18 protein-coding genes are annotated in these 20,723 nt (G+C 40.2%); 9 read left to right on the forward strand and 9 right to left on the reverse strand.

The features are described 5' to 3' along the window. Positions 1–15: 15 nt before the first annotated feature. The 5 genes from EGS71_RS05100 to pepN form a co-directional block, all read right to left on the reverse strand. Positions 16–573, reverse strand: coding sequence for a chorismate mutase (locus EGS71_RS05100; protein WP_000932098.1), 558 nt, complete (start codon positions 571–573; stop codon positions 16–18). 77 nt (positions 574–650) lie between these two features. Then, positions 651–1,334 (reverse strand): SDR family NAD(P)-dependent oxidoreductase, encoded by a 684-nt coding sequence (locus EGS71_RS05105; RefSeq protein WP_000920700.1) that lies wholly within the window; start codon positions 1,332–1,334, stop codon positions 651–653. Between the two features lie 9 nt (positions 1,335–1,343). Then, complete coding sequence (locus EGS71_RS05110) at positions 1,344–2,105, reverse strand: SDR family NAD(P)-dependent oxidoreductase (RefSeq protein ID WP_000135420.1); 762 nt, start codon at positions 2,103–2,105, stop codon at positions 1,344–1,346. 7 nt (positions 2,106–2,112) lie between these two features. Beyond that, positions 2,113–2,799, reverse strand: a complete 687-nt coding sequence (locus EGS71_RS05115; RefSeq protein ID WP_001279991.1) for a glutathione S-transferase family protein — start codon at positions 2,797–2,799, stop codon at positions 2,113–2,115. A gap of 187 nt (positions 2,800–2,986) precedes the next feature. After that, positions 2,987–5,593 (reverse strand): aminopeptidase N, encoded by a 2,607-nt coding sequence (gene pepN / locus EGS71_RS05120; RefSeq protein WP_001017222.1) that lies wholly within the window; start codon positions 5,591–5,593, stop codon positions 2,987–2,989. 319 nt (positions 5,594–5,912) lie between these two features. On the opposite strand from pepN, the gene EGS71_RS05125 reads away from it, so the two are divergent. The 3 genes from EGS71_RS05125 to thiM all read left to right on the forward strand — a co-directional run bounded on the left by EGS71_RS05125 (position 5,913) and on the right by thiM (position 8,340). Further along, the gene (locus EGS71_RS05125; protein ID WP_000420540.1) at positions 5,913–6,170 is read left to right on the forward strand and encodes a hypothetical protein; all 258 of its coding nucleotides are present in this window, start codon (positions 5,913–5,915) and stop codon (positions 6,168–6,170) included. Between the two features lie 151 nt (positions 6,171–6,321). Continuing rightward, entirely contained in the window at positions 6,322–7,479 is a 1,158-nt protein-coding gene (locus EGS71_RS05130; protein ID WP_001207858.1) for a hypothetical protein, read from the forward strand. A 33-nt stretch (positions 7,480–7,512) separates the two neighbouring features. Continuing rightward, a complete protein-coding gene (thiM, locus tag EGS71_RS05135) occupies positions 7,513–8,340 on the forward strand; it encodes a hydroxyethylthiazole kinase (protein WP_000204867.1) in 828 nt (275 codons plus the stop codon). A gap of 28 nt (positions 8,341–8,368) precedes the next feature. On the opposite strand, the gene EGS71_RS05140 is transcribed toward thiM, so the two are convergent. From EGS71_RS05140 to EGS71_RS05150, 3 genes are all read right to left on the reverse strand, one after another. Further along, positions 8,369–9,220, reverse strand: coding sequence for an AraC family transcriptional regulator (locus tag EGS71_RS05140; protein WP_000312226.1), 852 nt, complete (start codon positions 9,218–9,220; stop codon positions 8,369–8,371). Between the two features lie 81 nt (positions 9,221–9,301). Beyond that, positions 9,302–9,661 (reverse strand): 5-carboxymethyl-2-hydroxymuconate Delta-isomerase, encoded by a 360-nt coding sequence (locus EGS71_RS05145; protein ID WP_001120981.1) that lies wholly within the window; start codon positions 9,659–9,661, stop codon positions 9,302–9,304. Between the two features lie 43 nt (positions 9,662–9,704). After that, positions 9,705–11,417 carry an AAA family ATPase gene (locus tag EGS71_RS05150; RefSeq protein ID WP_002009652.1) on the reverse strand — a complete coding sequence of 571 codons (1,713 nt, stop codon included), beginning with the start codon at positions 11,415–11,417 and terminating at the stop codon, positions 9,705–9,707. Between the two features lie 230 nt (positions 11,418–11,647). Here EGS71_RS05150 and mdh point away from each other — a divergent pair, with 230 nt between their 5' ends. Next, positions 11,648–12,820, forward strand: a complete 1,173-nt coding sequence (gene mdh, locus EGS71_RS05155) for an iron-dependent methanol dehydrogenase (RefSeq protein ID WP_000874704.1) — start codon at positions 11,648–11,650, stop codon at positions 12,818–12,820. Between the two features lie 196 nt (positions 12,821–13,016). Further along, entirely contained in the window at positions 13,017–13,985 is a 969-nt protein-coding gene (locus EGS71_RS05160; RefSeq protein WP_001091602.1) for an alpha/beta hydrolase, read from the forward strand. Here the strand turns inward: EGS71_RS05160 and EGS71_RS05165 are convergent. After that, positions 13,982–15,172 carry a helix-turn-helix domain-containing protein gene (locus EGS71_RS05165; protein WP_000494374.1) on the reverse strand — a complete coding sequence of 397 codons (1,191 nt, stop codon included), beginning with the start codon at positions 15,170–15,172 and terminating at the stop codon, positions 13,982–13,984. The genes EGS71_RS05160 and EGS71_RS05165 overlap by 4 nt on opposite strands. A 143-nt stretch (positions 15,173–15,315) precedes the next feature. Here EGS71_RS05165 and EGS71_RS05170 point away from each other — a divergent pair, with 143 nt between their 5' ends. From EGS71_RS05170 to eutC, 4 genes are all read left to right on the forward strand, one after another. After that, on the forward strand, positions 15,316–16,827 hold the full coding sequence (locus EGS71_RS05170; protein ID WP_001269055.1) for an aldehyde dehydrogenase family protein: 1,512 nt from the start codon (positions 15,316–15,318) through the stop codon (positions 16,825–16,827). Positions 16,828–17,048: 221 nt separating this feature from the next. Further along, the gene (gene eat, locus EGS71_RS05175) at positions 17,049–18,485 is read left to right on the forward strand and encodes an ethanolamine permease (RefSeq protein ID WP_001075438.1); all 1,437 of its coding nucleotides are present in this window, start codon (positions 17,049–17,051) and stop codon (positions 18,483–18,485) included. A 16-nt stretch (positions 18,486–18,501) separates the two neighbouring features. After that, positions 18,502–19,887 carry an ethanolamine ammonia-lyase subunit EutB gene (locus tag EGS71_RS05180; RefSeq protein ID WP_000122149.1) on the forward strand — a complete coding sequence of 462 codons (1,386 nt, stop codon included), beginning with the start codon at positions 18,502–18,504 and terminating at the stop codon, positions 19,885–19,887. Between the two features lie 10 nt (positions 19,888–19,897). Then, on the forward strand, positions 19,898–20,713 hold the full coding sequence (gene eutC / locus EGS71_RS05185) for an ethanolamine ammonia-lyase subunit EutC (protein WP_000774020.1): 816 nt from the start codon (positions 19,898–19,900) through the stop codon (positions 20,711–20,713). Positions 20,714–20,723: the final 10 nt, after the last annotated feature.

The following is a 20,723-nucleotide window of genomic DNA, read 5'->3' on the forward strand; positions in this document are numbered from 1 at the left end:
GGACGGTTGAGTGGTTCATTGTTTTAATTTGATTTTATTCAATGTTACACATAAAGCTCTCTTGTCAGCTTCTTTAAGTTGAGGATGCTGAACAGGCCACATATAGCTACAGCCATGAGGCGCTTTGTTATTATTTTTCTTAAGTTCATAGGCGATATTTTTTAGCAGCTCTGTGTTTAAAGCGCTAATTTTTACGCGTACTTCGCTTAAGTCTTGAGGCTTCCAGTTGGTTTCCGGACTCGACAACCAGTCGGCGCGATAACGGTACTGGATTGCTTTAGCCACATCCATTTGCACCACTATAAATGGCTTTACTGTTTCGCTGTTAAGCCCAAAAGATTCGGCTTCAGAAAGCGATTGATCGAGTACTTTCTTTTCTTGTGTTAAATCTTCAATCGGTAAATGCTGCTCTGCCTTATAACCTGCGACATCTTTCATATAAGATAAGCGTTCGTTAATTAAACGCGCGGTTTGCTCATATTGATATGCTTGTGCCAGTGAAGAAAAGCACATCAAAGCTGCCACTGTAGTCGCTACTTTAACCGTTTGTTGAATATTCTTAATATTTAACATTTAAGTACCTTCAAAATTATTGTTCTGTTGTCATTCCAAAGAAGTACTCTATTTTAAGAACACTCGAAAGTAAAATCTCAAGACACGCTAAGCTCTTGACTCCATGCAGTGTTAGGTTGTTGATAGATGTACTGACAGACTTGTTTAACAGATGAAATAAAGTGCTGGTTTTGCCCATCCCATTTTTCCACCATGCAATATGTCACATGTATACCTTTGGGTTGAAACTCTCTTGCCAATGACTGTGATAACGCTCGAATACTCGCAAACATGCTTTGGCTTAACACATCGTAGTGAGCCGAGTTATTAGATGGCGCTCCAAGAAAAATAACAGTACCCCGCTGCTGCTTTAGCATTGGTTTAATCACTGCTTGTGACACGCTCACTGCGCTTAAACCCGTTGTTTGCCAACTGTGCTCAATTTCTTCTAAAGATAAAGCTTCAATATTTGGCGCAGATGAAAAATTTGGCTGAAACACGCATAACTCAATGTTATGACTATGACTGGCAATATATTTTAGTAAGCTTTTTAAATGCTCAGTATTCACCAAGTTTAAACGGACACTCGTTATGCCATCATTTACACGGTTTACTTGTATATTCTGAACGCTAGAATCATGCACAGCTTGATAGACATGCAATGGAGATTGCTCATTTTTGTCTAAAATTACAAAGTTCTGGTCAAGTAGTTCTATATCATGACCTGCAATAACTACACAGCCCTGCTTTTTTTGAAACTTCTGAAATATTGTTTTTAGCATATGAGTCTCTCAAAATTTTTCTTGGTATGGGCGTAAATCTAGCTCGCGTGTCCAAAGCTCAGGGCTTTGCTGGTAGAGCATCCAATAGTTGTCGGCTATGGCATTAATATTGAGTCCACCTGTCCCCCGTGTGAGACGAATGAAACGTCCTAGACCAAATAAAGCTTTATTAATTCTGTCGCCATCCACCATTCCATCAATAATGACATGAGCAATATGAATGCCTTGAGTTTTATAAATTTGAGCTAAATTTAACGCATAAGTCCGCAAGGCAGATTTCCCCATAGTGAAAGCTGCGAAAAAAGGCTTTCCACGCAATGAAGCACTGGCTCCGGTAAAAATAAGCGTACCGTGGTTTTGTTCTTTAAATATTTTTAAACAGCTTTGAGAAACTAAATAGGCTGATAAAAAAGTGGATTGCCACATTTGAGTAAAAAATGATAACGGACTGCGTAAAAAAATTGAGGGAATATTTCCCCCAACATTATGAATAACTGCAGTAATGCGTTCATTCTGACTTATGATGGTGTCAAACAATGCCTGTACTTGATTGATATCTTCTGCATCTAGACGAAATGCCACAGCTTCACCTGCATTGGCATGGATTTCGGCAGCTACTGCCTCAATTTTTTGGAAAGTACATCCAGCAACGTAAACTTTTAAGCCCTCTTTTGCAAAGCGATGACAGACAGCAGCACCAATGCCCTGTGATGCCCCAACGCCAATAACAACTGCACAATCTCGTATTTTATCTGGTGTTGCTGATGCCATAGTCGTCTCAACCTGTTTGTTTTTTATACCATGATGCCATAAATGGACGATCCAAGATTTCCTTACCAAACTTCTTACTTGTACGAATGACTTCACCAAGTTGAGCAACTACAGCTATGTCTGCAATCGTTTGATTCTCACCTACTAACCATTCACTTTGTGATAAAACCTGCTCAACACGGTCGAGGTGTCGTATAAATTCTTCTTCAACATTTTCAGCCTTCATTCTGCCCAAGCCTTGAAAGAAAAGCTGTGTTTTGAGTTCAGCTAAAATAAAACCCTTCACCATAGGTTTTTCATATGCAGGACGGCCAATACTGCTAATACGAATTGCTTCTTCTAAAGCTTCCGAATCATTTACCCTTAAATATACTTCATAAAAATAGAGTGATTCATCTGCCCAGTCTTCCCAAAGTTCTGCAAGTGCTTTTTGATTTGTGTCTTCGGGATAAAGTCGAGGTGTATCCGGAAAGGTTTCGTCTAGGTAGCGAGCGATACGGGTACTGTCTTGTATACGTTGCCCTTTATGGTCAATAACAGGTACTTTGCCCACTTTACTGAGCAAAGGAACTTTCGCTCCAAGAATGCCGTTGTAATTAATCGTTTCGTATGGGATTCCCTTAAATTTCAAAACCCTTGCAATTTTTTGGCAAAATGGAGAAATTTCCCATTGATGCAAAATAATATCCGACATTTATTCACCTTTATTTTTAATTGCCTGTTTTGCCACTCAGTTCCTTTTTGGAACTAATTATTAAATATACAGTATATCTTTTTAAGTCAAACTGTTTTTGATGACGACCAAGTTTCAAAATATAAAAAAGCGCTACCCCTTTTAAAGAAATAGCGCTTTGAAAACATGAATAATTCAGAAAATCTAATTAAACGCTCAGCATACTATTTAAAGTTTCAGAAACGTTTTTAGATTTCACTTTAGGCTGCAACGCTTGTAAAGCCTGTTGCACTTGAGTGCGCTGAGGTTCGGCAAGCGTATACCAGCGAGATAACACCTGTAATAAGCGTGAACCTAAAATCGGGTTTTTCTCGTCCAGATATTCTGCAAGATTAATAAAGTGAGATACACCAAAGCCCCACGTATTTTCTGGGTTATTTGACAAACCACCACTCACGGCGCGAATACGGTTTGGTGTGGTTAAGTCATAATCAGGATGCTGAGTTAGATATTCAATTGTCTCAACTGTGGCATTTGGGTTTGCTGCCTGAATCATAAACCATTGGTCTAAAGACAATGCTTCGTCTTTAAAGCGGTTATAGAAATCAGCTAGGGCTTCTTGTGCTTGAGGCGCACTTTGCCACACTAGTACACGCAGCGCACCTAAACGTTCAGACATATTCCCCGTGCTTTGATATTGCTCATAAGCTAATTCAAATGCACTTTGATCACCCTGACGCGCCATCATCATGAGCATAATGTTCTTTAATGCACGTACACCCATCGCTAAAGAAAATTCTTTTTGCAAGTCAGGGTCCAGTGTAAGGTACGTATCTTTCCAGAACGAACCCAGCTCTTGAGCCAAACGATTGAGTAAGGCTTCACGTTTTACATGAATATCGGCTGGTGCATAGTTTTGATCAATACGGCTACCCAAATAACCTTCAGTTGGTACATCAAACAAACGCGATGCTAAAAGTGGATCACGACCAACTAATTCAGGCAATGTACTTTGAATAGCTTGAATATAGGTATCCGCAGAGTGATCTTCTAACAAAATACGTTCAAGCAAGGTTTGTGTTGCTTGCCATTGGTTAAAACCATTTGTTTCATGTTGAATTAAGAATGCTAATTCTTCATCACTGTAATCAAATACCAGATTTACAGGTGCAGAGAAATTACGTAGTAGCGAAACAACAGGTTGCTCAGTTACCCCTGTAAACTCAATAGTTGCTTCATCTTGATCAAATAAGTACACACCATCTTTAACACCATTTACAAATAGGCTTTCGTTTTGGAGCGTATATTGTTCACCTGTTTTCGCATTAAATAATGCCAACGCTACAGGAATTGGGACAGCTTTTAAATTTGGATATTTTGGATGTGCTTTTAGGCTTTGTTTAAAGCTTAGACGATAAGTTTGCGCTGCTGCATCATATTCACCTTTCGCTTCAAGCTTTGGTGTACCTGGTTGGTTATACCAAGTTAAGAATGCAGATAAATCAACACCTGAACCTGCAGAGAGTGCAGCAACCCAGTCTTCAACAGTTACGGCTTGTCCATCATGACGACGGAAATATTCATCCGTTCCCTGACGGAATTTTTCTTTACCCAGTAATGTCGACATCATGCGGTTAATTTCCGCACCTTTTTCATAAACAGTCGCTGTATAGAAGTTATTAATTTCGACAAAGTGGTCAGGGCGTGGTGGGTGCGACAATGGACCTGCATCTTCTGGGAATTGATGCGATTTAAGAACAGCGACATCGTCAATACGTTGAACCGCAGCAGATTGTAAATCTTCCGAGAAAGATTGATCACGGAATACAGTTAGACCCTCTTTTAAGCACAACTGGAACCAGTCACGACAAGTAATACGGTTCCCTGTCCAGTTATGGAAATATTCATGGGCAATTACAGACTGTACACGCATAATCGCTGCGTCAGTTGTGTATTCTTCATCGGCAAGTACGCATGAGGTGTTAAAGATATTTAAACCTTTATTTTCCATGGCACCCATGTTGAACTGGCTCACCGCCACAATCATATAGTTGTCGAGATCATAGGCACGGCCATAGTGCTCTTCATCCCAACGCATAGAATGTTTTAAAGCTTCCATTGCGATATGGCATTTTGGAATGTCTTTCTCAATGGCATAGATTTCTAAAGCAACATCACGTCCTTCAGAAGTGGTATAGCGGTCTTTCAATACAGCTAAATCACCAATCACACAAGCAAACAAATAGCTTGGCTTTTTAGTCGGGTCTTGCCAGATCGCAAAGTGACGGTTTTCACCAACTTCACCTGTTTCAAGCAAGTTACCATTCGCAAGTAAAACCGGATATTTTTTGTCTGCTTCTACACGTGTAGTAAAAACTGAAAGTACGTCTGGACGGTCTGGATAGAACGTAATTTTACGGAAACCTTCAGGCTCATTTTGCGTTACAAATAAGTCGCCAGCTTTATATAAACCTTCAAGCTGAGTGTTGGTTTCAGGGTGAATAATCACTTGAGTTTGTAAAATGACTTCATCTGGTGCATCAGTGATCACCAGTTGTTCACTATCGAGTGAATATTGTGCAGGAGTAAGATCTTGGCCATTGAGCTGAATAGATTGCAACTCAAGATCACGGCCCAGTAGCACCAAGTCTCCAGCAGTTTGACGCTTCATGACTAAAGTTGAATCAACAATTGTTTTATCGTCATAGACTTGAATATCAAGATTAATTGATTCAACCAAGAACGCAGGTTTTTGATAATCTTTTAAATAAACTGTTTGATCTGCCTGAACTGGAGGCTGCGCCGCAATATTCATCTTTATTCCTTATATACTTTTCGGAAACCGTAGTACGAATTTTATGAACTTGATCATACACATTCATACATACTGTGTTTGTTTACCTTTATAAAATTAATGGGACTTCATTTATACATTTCAAATTAGAATCGTCTTTTATTAGCACAGATTAGACCAAAATTACGATAATCGCTGCTTATATAATCAATCTATACAATAAAAATAAAACTCCTTTCGCTTTTAACATTTTTGAGGAGCTGCTTACATTTTGGGCATGGTTCTTGCCTTAACCAATATACCAGTATAAGTATTTCAATCAGAACAAGAGGAACTCACTATGGAATTAAAAGCTTATTTACATCGAATAGAAAACATTAAAGCGATTCATGATCTAGATGCAGCAGGACTCGACCATCATGTGATTGCCGTGTTCTTGTCTGCCGAAGGTATTTCAATGACTGCTCAGGAGGTAACCACTATCGTTAATACGTATGACGCCTTAGGTAAAGTGAAATTACCAAGTAAAAAAGTGCAGGCACTGATCAATGCCAAAAAACTTGGACAAAATGATGAGACCTTGCCGTGCCCTGTTTAATCTTAACTTTTAACCTCTTATAAAAACCTAAAGTCAAAACAAAGACTTTAGGTTTTCTATTTTTGCATCAAACAAAAAGACAATCTCATCTATCGGCAATGCGGCTGTGTATAATAGGTCAGTCATGATTAATTTAAACGTTCGGAGCGAAATGGCCTTACAAATTCTACAAAAACAGCTAGATGAAAGTAGCCATTGCCCTCTCTGCCAAGCGTCGATGTATTGGGTAGATGCCGAACAATTTGAGCAAGACGTTCAATTTCATGAATGTAGTCATTGCCAACACCGTGTATTTAAAGACACAAAAATGACGTGTCATTGCGACCAATGCACTAAACAAAGAAAAAAGCTTTTACAGCAGACCAGATTACAAGAACAACGCCAGTTTAAGTCAAAAGATCAACCTCAGCGTAGTCTGGAACAACTGAGTTTTTTAAATAAACTTTTTCTGCTTAGTCTGCTCGATGACTATGCACGAGACGATGTTGCACATGACGAATACATTCACTGGGACCAGATAAAATATCAGCCGATAACCCCCAACTGGATGTTCCAAAGCCATCTCATTAAACAGCTTCATAAAGATGGGATTTTAAATGCACAAGATCAAACCGATGAACCACAGTGCTTTTATTTAAATATTCGTCTAGATGGTTATAGCGACCCAAGTTTATTTAGTGTAGCTCAGCAACTACGCCACTGGTTCTATGAAAACCTAAGTCTTGGTATTCCATTTCGTAGTGCCGATGAAGTGAAAGACGTGCTGTTTCAGGTGCTCTATCAAGAAATTATTCAGTTCACTCAGTTCTATTGCCGAACTTGGGGTATCCAAATTGCAGGAAGCTCTAATTTTCAAGCCTTTTGCTACCGTTTAATGGACTCATTGGCAATTGGACAAATTTATTATCTTATTCAGACCGCACTTGAATACCTTTATAAACAAAAGGCGTTACAGCCACGAAATGAAAAGTTTATTAATACCAATTTATTAAAGAAAACTTTAGAGCAATATCGGGAACGAGCTTTAGCTGAAAAGTGGGAAACTTCGATGTTGCCACGCCCTTACAATATTCCTTACAGTAAAATGAGCCATATATTATTTAACCGCTTTTTAGGTTATGACGAACAGATATTTGTACAACCTGTATGGAAAGCATGGCGAAAAATCGAACCTCGTTTAAACTTTTACTCGGTTAAACGTTGTATGTACTGTGGTTCAAATGATCTAAGCGTGGACTATGATGCAGCAGATTATGTGTCGTTGATTTGCCAAAATTGCAAACATCAAGATCACTATTTTACCCGTTAACTTTCTTATCTCTGGCTTAATAAGGATTATCAGATGACTTCGACATCCAACCTCATTGAACAGGTGATTGAAGCTTGGCAAAACATGCAGGCAAAAACGCCGCTGGTACAATGTATTACCAACAGCGTTGCTGCCAACTACACAGCCAATGTATTACTTGCTTCCGGTGCTTCACCTGCCATGATTGATAATCCTTATGAAGCAGAAAGTTTTACCAAAATTTCATCGGCTTTAAGCATTAATTTAGGCACACCGACTTCAGAGCAAATGCAAGCCATGCAAATCTCTGCCAAGACCGCACAGCTCAATAACATTCCGTGGGTACTTGATCCGGTGGGATATGGGCCAATATTAGCTTGGCGTAGTCAAATGACAGACGAGCTTTTACAGTTCAAACCAAGCGTTATTCGTGGTAATGCCTCAGAAATCAGTACGCTAGCAGGCAACCAAGTTCAATCTAAAGGTGTGGATAGTACCTTAAGTAGTGATCAGGCCTATCAACAGGCTTATGCACTATTAGCACATGCAGACTGTATCGCTATTTCAGGTGAGTCAGATTATATTTTATCTAGAGAATTAGATGCTGTGATCCAAGTAAACGGCGGAAGCCCGTTACAACCCAAAATTACTGCAACTGGCTGCGCTTTGGGTGCATTAATTGCAGCATATAGCGCTGTGACGACACCAACCATTGCAGCTCTTTCAGCTCATATTCATTTTGCAATTGCAGGTAAACTTGCTGCAAATCAAGCTCAAACGATGGGTAGTTTTAGTAGTATATTTATGGATTATATCCATATGTTAGATGCTAATCTGATTGAGCAATACGCAGATATCAAACTTTTAAATAAACAGGCATAACCTAAACTATGCCTGAATTACACTAGACTCACTTTAAAAGTAAGTAGATGTCGGTAATAAGGTCGCACTCGTTCACTTCATGCACAAAGTTGTGATAGTGAAAGAAAACCGGATAATCCCCTGCTTCTTCTGGTTGCTCAGGTAACCAGTTTCTAAAGATGTAATAGACGCTATCTTTAATCTGGTCATGGCTACCAAAATGTCTTACGGTTGCATAACGCCCCGCAGGAATTTCACCTGTTTGTACGCCGTAACTATTTTCAGGTACCGCCTTTTCAATTAAACCTGCTATATCAAACCGAAACTCGTCAGCTGGTGTCTGATCGGGGTCAGCAAAAGGAATACCATAAGTTTTAGACTTAGTTACAGGCGATAAGCCAGTTTCTTTACGCCAAGCAATAAACTGCGCAGCAGTTTCCAAAACTTTATCGGGACTTCCTAAATGTGATAGATAGGCAATCTTTTCAGCAGGTCGCTCAACAATATTTACATTCATTTTTAGCTCACTTTTTGGAATCGTAAAAACAAACTTCTGGCGCCAAGATTCCCAGTCTGGTTTATCTCTAAAAGCCCTAGGAGTTTGATCAAATGAACGCTTAAATGCACGAGTAAATGCCTCTGGACTATCAAACCCTGCTTGCAAGGCAATCTCAATAATTTTGAGATCGGGTTCAAAAGCCAATTGAAAAGAGGCCCGCTTTAAACGAGAAAGTTGGATAAACTTCATCACATTTAAACCAACATGAATGGCAAAAATACGATGAAAATGAAACTTAGATAAGGCCGCAACCTGGCTCAACCTATCGACATCTAGGTCTTCATCTAAATGTCTTTGAATATAATCGCAAACCAGTTGCAGCTTTTGTGTATATACAGCCATACATTTATGTCTGTTCATTCGATAGCACTACTTTTACATAGTGCTCATTGCTATTCTTGATCGAAATTGCGTTTTTTAGAGTTATACAACTTGCTTAAAATAATCGTCTCTTGGCATGTCGATAATCTCAACACACAATTGAATTTCTTTATTAAACTCTTGTGGTAGATATTTTTTGTTGCTGAGCACCGCTAATAATTGCTCACCCACAAGCTGTTTTTGTTCAGTAGTTCTTCCCGACAAAATATAGGCTTTTACAAGGATATAGGCTTGATCAACCCCTAAGCCAATCAGAAAAACCTCATCTCTACGCGCACGACTTTTAATGTCTTCTGGACTAAACAACTCTGTTTCAATCAACGTGGTATTAATTTCTTCAAGTAATTGTTTTGCATTTATTCCAGTTAAGTTATCTGAATAATCAACTACAACGTGCGGCATAGCCACCTCAATTTATATAATAAGTCATTAAGCCAATTAAACTTTATTCAATAAATAATAAAGCTAATCGAACCTGATCATATCCCATTCGAGGGCTAGTTGCCTCAACAATTGGTCTTAGTTTGATCGAACCATCATCAGAAAAATGATCCGGATTTTGGCGTTTTTTCAATTTTTTATAAATTTTACGCACTTCTTCGACCACTTCTTCACCAGGATGGGCAACCGAAATATCTAGCTTTTGTTCTTTATGCAGTCGTGCCAAGTGATTAATAATGGTTGCAGGTGTTAGACCACGTTCATGTGCAATATCTTCAATTTCGTAGCCTTCTTCAAACAATGCACGAGTTTCGTCCAAAGTCGCTGAGGCGTAATTTTGCTTCTCGCCTCTCGCTAGTTTTTTCTCATTCCTTGAAATTTCAGTTTCATTTAAGGTTCCACCACAATGACGAATAAAGGCTTTATGTTGAGCCGTTAAATCGACATTAGCAAAATTATCTTCGGCTTCTGTAGAAAGTTCTTGAAAACGGCGATCAGCTTTTACAGCCAGACTATCTAACTCCAAAGCTTGTTCATTAAAACCTAATAATTTTAACCCTGTTAAAGACTTCAAACGTGAGAGCGCAACATAACCTTGCCCTTTTTCAAAGGTATGCATCAGGTTAATTTCAGCAGCTTCCAAAGTCATACCTTGGCTTTTATGAATGGTAATCGCCCATGCCAAACGAAGTGGAATTTGCTGGAAACTTGCAATGACTTTTCCTGCTTCATTTTCAATTGACCATGTTTCAGGCGCTACCAGCAAAGTTGTACCATCGGTTAATTTTACCTTTGGCAATAACCCATTTTCGTCATCTTCTTCAAAACCGATCACCTCACCTAAACTTCCGTTGATATAACCCATATCAAAGTTGTTTTTTACAAACATGACTTTGGCATGCTTTTTAAGTGTGAGTTCTTCCGGAGCACGGACTGAAGATTTTAAGGTCTCTAATAACTTTTCATTACCGTCTAAAACGGCATTAAATTGATGCCCTTCATTATCAATTTCGTTTAAGTGCTGATAATTGATATTGTCGACATCCATATTATGCGTATAAAGACGAGTAAAGGTTTCGCCAATGTCATGAGTACGGGATTGATGCAAAGCTTGCAAATGCTCGGTTTGAATACTTTGCGCACGAATCGCATTTAATATCTGATTCAGAATTTCATCATCTTGGCGGTGTTGTTCTGTTAAATAACATACCCGAAATTTGGCTTCGACCCATGCATCAGACATAAAACAGAACTTGTCACGATTGTCTTCACCATTACGGCCTACAGGCGGCAACTGGAAGAAATCTCCAGCCACAATTACTTGAATGCCACCGAATGCTTCATCACTTTCTTTAAAATATTTTAAAACCTGATTGACCAGATTAAGCTGCTTCGCATGGAGCATTGAGATTTCATCAATCACAAGAACTTGCGCGTTTTCAAGATGTTCCTTGAGATATTTACGCTCTTTCATGCGTTTCAAGTCATCGTCAGTTAGATGATCTTTGATGCCAATACCAGCCCATGTATGAATGGTCATGCCATTCATATGCGTTGCAGCAATACCGGTAGACGCTGTAATCGCTACAGGTACTTTACGCGCTTTTAAATAATGGATGTACTGATTGAGTGTATAGGTTTTCCCTGCACCAGCCGAACCGGTTAAAAAGACATTTTCACCTGCTTTTAGCAGTTTAAGTGCAGTTTCCTGTTTCATAATCTCATATGTACATCTTCAACAGCCCATAGCTTAACGATTTTCCCGAAAAATTTAAATGAATGAGCTAAACTTTCTATAAAAGCAATATAAATCAACAACTAATATCAAGTTGGTATTTGGTAGGTTTTTGGTAGGTAGGAAAATAATCTACACATCACAATACTAAGGCCATGGTGAGGCTCACCTGTAATAACAAACAATGGATTTATGGAAAAAGGAATCACTCCATGGCTTTTAAAAATATTGCAGATCAAACAAACGGTTTTTATATTCCTTGCGTATCACTCTTTGGACCAGGATGTGCCAAAGAAATTGGAACAAAGGCGCAGAACCTCGGCGCAAAAAAAGCATTAATTGTGACCGATGAAGGGCTATTTAAATTTGGCGTTGCAGATCTTATCGCAAGCTATTTAACCGAAGCAGGCGTAGCGAGCCATATTTTCCCGGGCGCGGAACCTAACCCAACCGATATTAATGTTCACAACGGTGTGAATGCCTATAACGAAAATGGCTGTGACTTTATTGTGTCGTTAGGCGGTGGCTCATCTCATGACTGTGCAAAAGGGATTGGCTTAGTGACTGCAGGTGGTGGTCATATTCGTGACTACGAAGGCATCGATAAAAGTAAAGTTCCAATGACGCCATTGATTGCAGTCAATACAACGGCTGGTACTGCATCGGAAATGACCCGTTTCTGTATTATTACCAATACCGATACTCACGTAAAAATGGCTATTGTGGACTGGCGTTGTACCCCACTTATTGCGATCGATGATCCGAAACTCATGATTGCAAAACCGGCGGGTTTAACGGCTGCAACAGGTATGGATGCATTAACCCATGCAGTTGAAGCATATGTATCTACGGCGGCAAACCCAATTACTGATGCGTGTGCAGAAAAAGCAATCACCATGATTAGTCAATGGTTACAACCCGCTGTCGCAAATGGCGAAAACATCGAAGCGCGTGATGCGATGAGCTATGCGCAGTACTTGGCTGGTATGGCATTTAACAATGCATCTTTAGGTTATGTTCATGCAATGGCACACCAGTTAGGCGGGTTCTACAACCTACCTCACGGTGTATGTAACGCAATCTTGCTACCACATGTTTGTGAATTTAACTTAATTGCTTGTCCAGATCGTTATGCAAAAATCGCAGAATTAATGGGTGTAAATACCCACGGTCTCACCGTAACAGAAGCTGCGTATGCTGCAATTGATGCCATTCGCAAACTGTCTTCTTCAATTGGTATCCCATCTGGCTTAACAGAACTTGGCGTAAAAACTGAGGACCTCGCGGTGATGGCCGAAAATGCTCAAAAAGATGCATGTATGCTCACCAACCCTCGTAAAGCAAACCATGCACAAGTTGTGGAGATTTTCAAAGCAGCACTTTAATACTGATGTAACGCTATGTTCCTGTAGTAAGTCAAATCCCTCCGACCGTTGACTTACTTTTTGGGGAATACTTAGCTCCAGCGGTATTCCCTTTTTTTTTAAAACCTATACTCCAACCTTCTCTAAACCTAATTGACAATTTGCCCATTTCATTGAAGGATACTCAACATGACTTAATGACAATAGCTCGATAAAAATGAATACATTTACAGCTAAACACAATTATGCCCCAGATATTTTAGGTGCCGGCTATGAGCAGCTAACGCTCAACTTTCCAGATGATTATGAAGGTAAAGTTGTAGCCACCTTAGTTCGTAAAAAAGCCACTCAACCAACTCAAAAAGCGGTACTTTATATTCATGGTTTTTTAGATTATTTCTTTCAAACCGAAATGGCCGAGCAATTTAATGCCCATGGTTATGACTTCTATGCACTCGATTTAAGAAAATATGGCCGCTCAAAACTGCCTCATCAAATTTTCTATAATGTGCTCGATTTAAATGAATATGATGCCGAAATTACTCAAGCATTAGAGATTATTGGCCAAGAAAAACATACACAAGTTTTACTTGCAGGTCACTCAACAGGCGGCTTAACGGCAACGCTTTATGCTGCGCATCATCCTGATCATCCCCTCATTAAAGCACTCTGGGCGAATAGTCCGTTTTACGATTTTAATTTAAGCTTAGTCGAAAAGAAGTTTGGTATTCCAATGCTCAGTCGAGTAGGAAAATATCTGCCAAAAGTTAAATTTCCAAGCCAACTGAACAAATGGTACACCACCAGCCTACACAAACAACTTAAAGGTGAATGGGACTTTAATCTGGACTGGAAACTGACCTCTGCACCAACAGTGCAATTGAGTTTTGTACATGCGATTCATACTGCGCAAAAAGAAATTCACCGCGGTGTTAAATTGAATATTCCAGCCCTGATTATGCATTCGCACCAAACTAAAAACCCACGCAAATGGGGACCCGATGCAACTCAAAGCGATGTCATTTTAGACGTTAAAGACATTGCCAAATTTGGGAAAAAAATGAAAGGCGATGTCTCGGTTGTCTCTATTCACAATGGTTTACACGATTTAGTCCTTTCGGCCCAGCCAGTACGGGAACAAGTCTATCAGCAACTATTCCAATGGCTGGATCAAAAAATCACCTAACTTAGCTTAGGTGAGTCAATATATTTCACCAGCAATTGATGCGCAGGATGTTCACTCGGTAATAACTCCATAAGACGTTCTACCGCATCGATTGCTTCAGGGAAATGAGCTAAATGCTTAAGTAATAAATCTGTTTCTTGTGTTTTAAAAATCGCATCACTTAAGCGCGACTCAAGGCAGTCACGCCATGCACACAGAAACGGACTTTCGGTTTTTGCCAGAAATACGCCCGTATAAAGCTGTAATGCAGAGGCGACATATCCAGCATCAAGCGCTTGTTCAGCTTGTAAAAAATCGGCCTCAACATGCACAAGTAACCGATATGGACGTGAACCAAGCAAACCTCCCAATATATCTCGCAGTTGAGACATTTCAGCTTTAAGCGTACCCATGCTTACTTTACGCTCACCATAAAGTGCCTGATAGAGATGCTCTAAGGTTAAACCATGTGGACATAGTGCCAATATCGTTAAAATTTCAATTTGACGCGGCGTCAATAATAAACTTTTGCCGTTAAATTTAACTTGCGGCGTCGAAAATGCCCGGATGTGTAAGTGCTGGCGCTGTTGTTCTAACAAGGCAGATTGAATAATGGAGGCACAACGCTCAGCGGCCAAAATGCCCAAGGTATTATGGTTTTTCCATGTGGTTGATAAATCTACCACGCCCAAGGTTTGTTTTGAGTATGGATCGATAATGGGTGCCGCATAACAAACCCAATCGTGAATCGACTCCATATAATGTTCATTGGAAAAAACACAGCTTGATTGTTGAGTTTTTAAAGATAACGCCAATGCATTCGTACCTACAAATTCTTCACGCCATTGACCACCTTGTACAAAATGTACACGTTCAGCAGCACTCTGCATTTGAGCACTTGAGGCTGTCCAGATAATGGTACTACCGATGTCACCCACAGCAATAACCATAGAAGACTGCTCTGCAATATGACGTAAGTCATCAGCACACTGGCTTAGTGCCAGATCTAAAGCATTTTGTGAAGCAGATTTTCTTTCAAGTAGAGGTGCTGCAAATCTTTCTTTAGGAATCGCAGCAGAAGCTGATCGTTCCCACGAGCTTGCAATACTTTGGCCGAGTTTGGCAGCGTTCTGAGGAGAGAGACTATTTTGCGTGCGCAGTTGATCAATCAACATCCTTTGCTGCAATAAATCCTTTTTTGTGAACATTTGTAAATTCCTTATATATTCACATTTCTATTCCAACCTTTCTCCAACCTTCTTCTTTATATCCTAATTATACAAAGTACGAAAGTACTTACTGACAGGGTTCTTGTTAGTCTTTAGTCCTAAAAAAGCAAAGGAATATTTATATGCGCTATATCGATCCAAATCAACCAGGCTCAAAAGTTCAATTTAAATCACAATATGAAAATTTTATTGGCGGTGAATGGGTTGCACCTCTAAAGGGTGAATATTTTGATAATGTGTCACCAGTGGATGGAAAAGCTTTCACACGCATTCCACGCTCTAGTGCTGAAGATATTGAACTTGCTTTAGATGCAGCACACAAAGCGAAAGCTTCATGGAATAAATCTTCACCGACTACACGTTCTAATATACTTTTAAAAATTGCTGATCGTTTAGAAGCAAATCTTGAAATGCTTGCGGTTGCAGAAACTTGGGATAACGGTAAAGCAGTGCGTGAAACTTTGGCAGCTGACCTTCCACTTGCAATCGACCATTTCCGTTATTTCGCAGGATGTATTCGTGCTCAAGAAGGCGGCATCTCTGAAATTGATGAAGATACCATTGCCTACCATTTCCATGAACCACTAGGTGTGGTTGGTCAAATTATTCCATGGAATTTCCCGATTTTAATGGCTGCATGGAAGCTCGCTCCCGCTTTGGCGGCTGGTAACTGTGTGGTGATTAAGCCAGCTGAGCAAACTCCGGTAGGTATTTTGTTGGTTGCCGAACTCATCCAAGATATCTTACCGCCGGGCGTACTTAATATTGTGAATGGTTTCGGTGCAGAAGTTGGCCGTCCGTTAGCGACAAGCCCACGTATTGCCAAAATTGCGTTCACAGGTTCAACTCAAACTGGGCAAATGGTGATGCAATATGCGACCGAAAATATTATTCCAGTCACGCTAGAGCTTGGCGGCAAGTCACCGAACCTTTTCTTTGAAGACATCATGGATAAAGAAGATGACTTCTTAGAAAAAACGCTGGAAGGTTTTGCCATGTTTGCCTTAAACCAAGGTGAAGTATGTACTTGCCCTTCTCGTGCTTTAGTACAAGAAAGTATTGCTGATCAATTCTTAGAGTTGGCCGTCGAACGTGTAAAACGTATTAAAACTGGTCATCCTCTTGATACTGAAACCATGATTGGTGCTCAAGCATCTTTGCAACAACAAGAGAAAATCTTACGTTGTATTAATACGGGCCGAGAAGAAGGTGCAGAACTCTTACTTGGTGGTAGTGGCCGTAAAGAAGTAGGTGATGGTTTCTATGTTGATCCGACTATTTTTAAAGGCCACAACAGCATGCAAGTTTTCCAAGAAGAAATTTTTGGTCCTGTACTGGCTGTGACAACATTTAAAGACTTTGACGATGCAATCAAAATTGCCAACGACACTATGTATGGTTTAGGTGCAGGTGTATGGTCACGTTCAGCCCATATTTCTTACCGTGCTGGTCGTGCTATTGAGGCGGGTCGTGTCTGGACAAACTGCTATAACATCTACCCTGCTCATGCTGCATTTGGTGGCTACAAGAAGTCTGGTATTGGTCGTGAAAACCATAAGATGATGCTAGATCACTACCAACAAACCAAAAACTTGTTGGTGAGTTATTCAACCAAACCAATGGGCTTCTTCTAAGTTTCGCACCAAGTTGATACCAAACTATCAATGCTAGAAGGAAACAAGCTCATTAATTATATAAGAAGCCGGTAATTTAAATTGCTGGCTTTTTTATTTAGTACAGTCAGCTCTCAGATTTTTACTATCTGGAATAAAAAAGCATCATCTAATATTTAAAGCACATCATTTAGGCATTGCTTTTGCATTCATTCATACAAACCAACTCGCAGGAGTATTGTATGAATCAACCAGAAACAGCTTCCGTTATTTCTTCAAGCGCAGAAGTCTCATCAGCAGAATATTTTGCTCAGCGCCAACTTAAACAAGGTACCGTGGGTTGGTTACTCCTGATTGGTTTAGGCGTAGCGTATGTGATATCAGGTGATTTTGCCGGCTGGAACTTTGGTATTGCTCAAGGTGGTTGGGGTGGTATGTTTATTGCCACTGCTCTTGCTGCCTTGATGTACCTGTGCCTATGTCTTTCTATGTCAGAAATGTCCACCATGATGCCGACAGCAGGTGGCGGTTATAGTTTTGCACGTGCTGCCTTTGGACCTTTTGGTGGTTATTTAACAGGTACGGCGATTTTAATTGAATACGCAATTGCACCAGCGGCGATTGCCGTATTTATTGGTGGTTATTGCGAATCTCTATTTGGTATTAATGGCTGGATGATTTACCTCGCCTGTTATGCCATTTTTATGGGTATACATCTCAAAGGTGCCGGCGAAGCTTTAAAAATCATGTTTGCGATTACACTTGTCGCCGCTGTTGCCCTTGTCGTGTTTATTGGGGCAATGATTCCACACTTTAATGCACAAAATTTATTTGATATTCCAGTTAGTACAGGTGTTGGCGCAAGTCTTTTTTTACCTCATGGCTACTTGGGCATCTGGGCCGCGGTTCCTTTTGCTATCTGGTTTTTTCTTGCAGTAGAAGGTGTTCCGTTAGCAGCAGAAGAAGCAAAAGATCCAGCCAAATCTCTGCCACGCGGTTTAATCGGTGCAATGCTCATCTTAACAGCATTTGCCATGCTTATTTTGTTCTTGGGTGCAGGCGCAGCAGGTGCAAGTACTTTACAAAACTCAGGTGCCCCTCTGGTAGATGCTTTGGTTAAAGTTTATGGCACCAACACTTGGCTTGCGACATTCGTAAACTTTGTGGGTTTAGCTGGTTTAATCGCAAGTTTCTTCTCAATTATCTATGCCTATTCACGTCAAATCTTTGCATTGTCACGAGCTGGTTACTTACCTACTTCACTCTCGTTAACTAACAAAAATAAAGCTCCTTATCTGGCAATTATTATTCCGGGCATTATCGGGTTCTTACTTTCACTCACAAAAGAAGGCGATTCACTCATTTTAATCGCGGTTTTTGGTGCAACTATTTCTTATGTGCTGATTCTTTTATCCCACATCAAACTGCGCTTATCTAAACCCAACATGCCTCGTCCTTATAAAACTCCAGGAGGAATCATCACTTCAAGCATTGCACTAGTTTTAGCAGTCGCTGCTGTGGTCGCAGGTTTTGTTGTTAATCCGAAAGTGTGGTTTATTGCTGCCGGTATCTATGTCGTATTTATTGCTTACTTTTTGTTCTACAGCCGCTATCATTTAGTGAAAGGAACACCAGAAGAAGAGTTTGCAAATATTAAAGCCGCAGAACAAGAACTATAAATAAAAGGATGTAACTATGAGTTATCGCAATATTGTCGCCAATCAACAGTATCACTTTGCTGACCTAAAAACGTTAATGGCCAAAGCTACACCGTTACGTTCAGGCGATGAGTTAGCCGGTGTAGCTGCCAGAGATGCAACCGAACATGTTGCGGCACAAATGACTTTGGCTGATGTGCCATTAAAAACCTTTTTAAATGAAGTTGTAATCGATTATGAAACTGATGAAATTACACGACTGATTATTGATGAACATGATCTGGCAGCCTTTGCCCCTATTTCACACTTTACAGTAGGCGATTTTAGAAATTGGCTACTTGGAGAAGATGCCACTGCAGAAAGCTTAAAAGCATTAGCATCGGGTTTAACTCCAGAAATGGTGGCTGCTGTCAGCAAAATTATGCGCAATCAAGATTTGATTTATGTCGCCAGCAAATGTGAAGTGGTCACCCAATTTCGCAACACAATTGGTTTAAAAGGACATCTTTCTACCCGTTTACAACCCAACCACCCTACCGATGATGTGCTCGGTATTTCAGCCAGTATTTTAGATGGGTTGATGTATGGCAATGGCGATGCCGTAATTGGCATTAACCCTGCCACGGATAACCTGCATAATTTGTCAGAGCTACTGAAATTGCTTGATCATGTCATTCAGGAATATCAAATTCCAACGCAATCTTGTGTACTTACGCATATCAGCTCAGGCATTCAACTGGCTGAAAAAAATGTACCGATTGATTTAATGTTCCAATCAATTGCCGGCACCCAACTGGCTAATGAAGGTTTTGGAATTTCACTTGATTTACTACAAGAAGGATATGAAGCCACCCTCTCACTCAAGCGCGGAACCATTGGACAAAACGTCATGTACTTTGAAACGGGTCAAGGCAGTGCCCTATCAAGCAATGCTCATCACGGCGTTGACCAACAAACATTAGAAACTCGTGCCTATGCGGTGGCCCGTAAATACAATCCGCTTTTAGTGAATACAGTCGTTGGTTTTATTGGCCCCGAATATCTCTTTAACGGTAAACAAATTATACGTGCGGGACTGGAAGATCACTTCTGCGGTAAGTTACTTGGCGTGCCAATGGGCTGCGACATTTGTTATACCAACCATGCCGATGCCGACCAAAATGATATGGATGTACTTCTTACTCTATTTGGCGCCGCGGGCATTAACTTTATTATGGGGATTCCGGGTTCAGACGATGTCATGCTCAACTATCAAACCACTTCCTTTCATGATGCTCTCTATTTAAGACAACTCTTAGGTTTAAAACCCGCTCCTGAGTTCTCCGCTTGGCTTGAACAACAAGGGATTTTTAAACAGCAAAACTCTCAAATTTGTTGGGCAGACCATATGCCTGACCAATTCTCTCGTCTGCTCATGAATTAGGGAGAACACTATGAAACTTAATCGTGATATTCAATATCCATCCTCTACCCATCAGGATCAGTGGGAAAAGCTCAAACAGTTTACCGATGCCCGCATTGCTCTGGGTCGTGCAGGTTGTAGTATCCCAACACGCGCCTTACTTGAGTTTCAGTTGTCTCATGCACAAGCAAAAGATGCAGTTTATCAAGAGATGGATGTTTCCTACCTCTCGGAGCAATTAGCACAGCAGCAGCTGCAAAGTTTTCATATACAAAGTAATGCACCTAATAAAGAAATTTATCTTAAACGTCCAGATTTGGGGCGCCAACTTTCAAACCCATCAAAAGATACCTTAATTAAGAAGTATGCAGAAAACCCGCAACAGTATGATGTTTGTATTGTGGTAGGTGACGGTCTCTCTGCAAGAGCGATTGAAGCAAATGCCATCGCATTTATTGCAGCGCTAAGTGAACATATTCAGCAAGAAAATTGGAGCCTTGCCCCAATTGTACTTGCAACAGGGAGCAGAGTTGCTTTAGGCGATGAAGTTGCAGAAATTTTTAAAGCATCCATGTTAGTCATGCTGATTGGAGAACGCCCTGGTTTAAGCTCTCCTGACAGTATGGGAATTTACTACACATGGAATGCATATTCAGGCTGTCTCGACTCCAAACGCAACTGTATTTCAAACGTTCGCTCAGCAGGTTTAAGTATTCCGGTTGCTGTACAACGTTTAATGGCATTAATGAGAAAATCGAAACAGCTTGGCTTTTCAGGAGTGAATTTAAAAGATGAACATCAACTTTCAAATATCGACCATAATGAAAACGCAAAGCTTTTATTTTAAATAGCAGTTA

The organism is Acinetobacter sp. FDAARGOS_559 (assembly GCF_003940475.1).
GTDB lineage: Bacteria > Pseudomonadota > Gammaproteobacteria > Pseudomonadales > Moraxellaceae > Acinetobacter > Acinetobacter baumannii.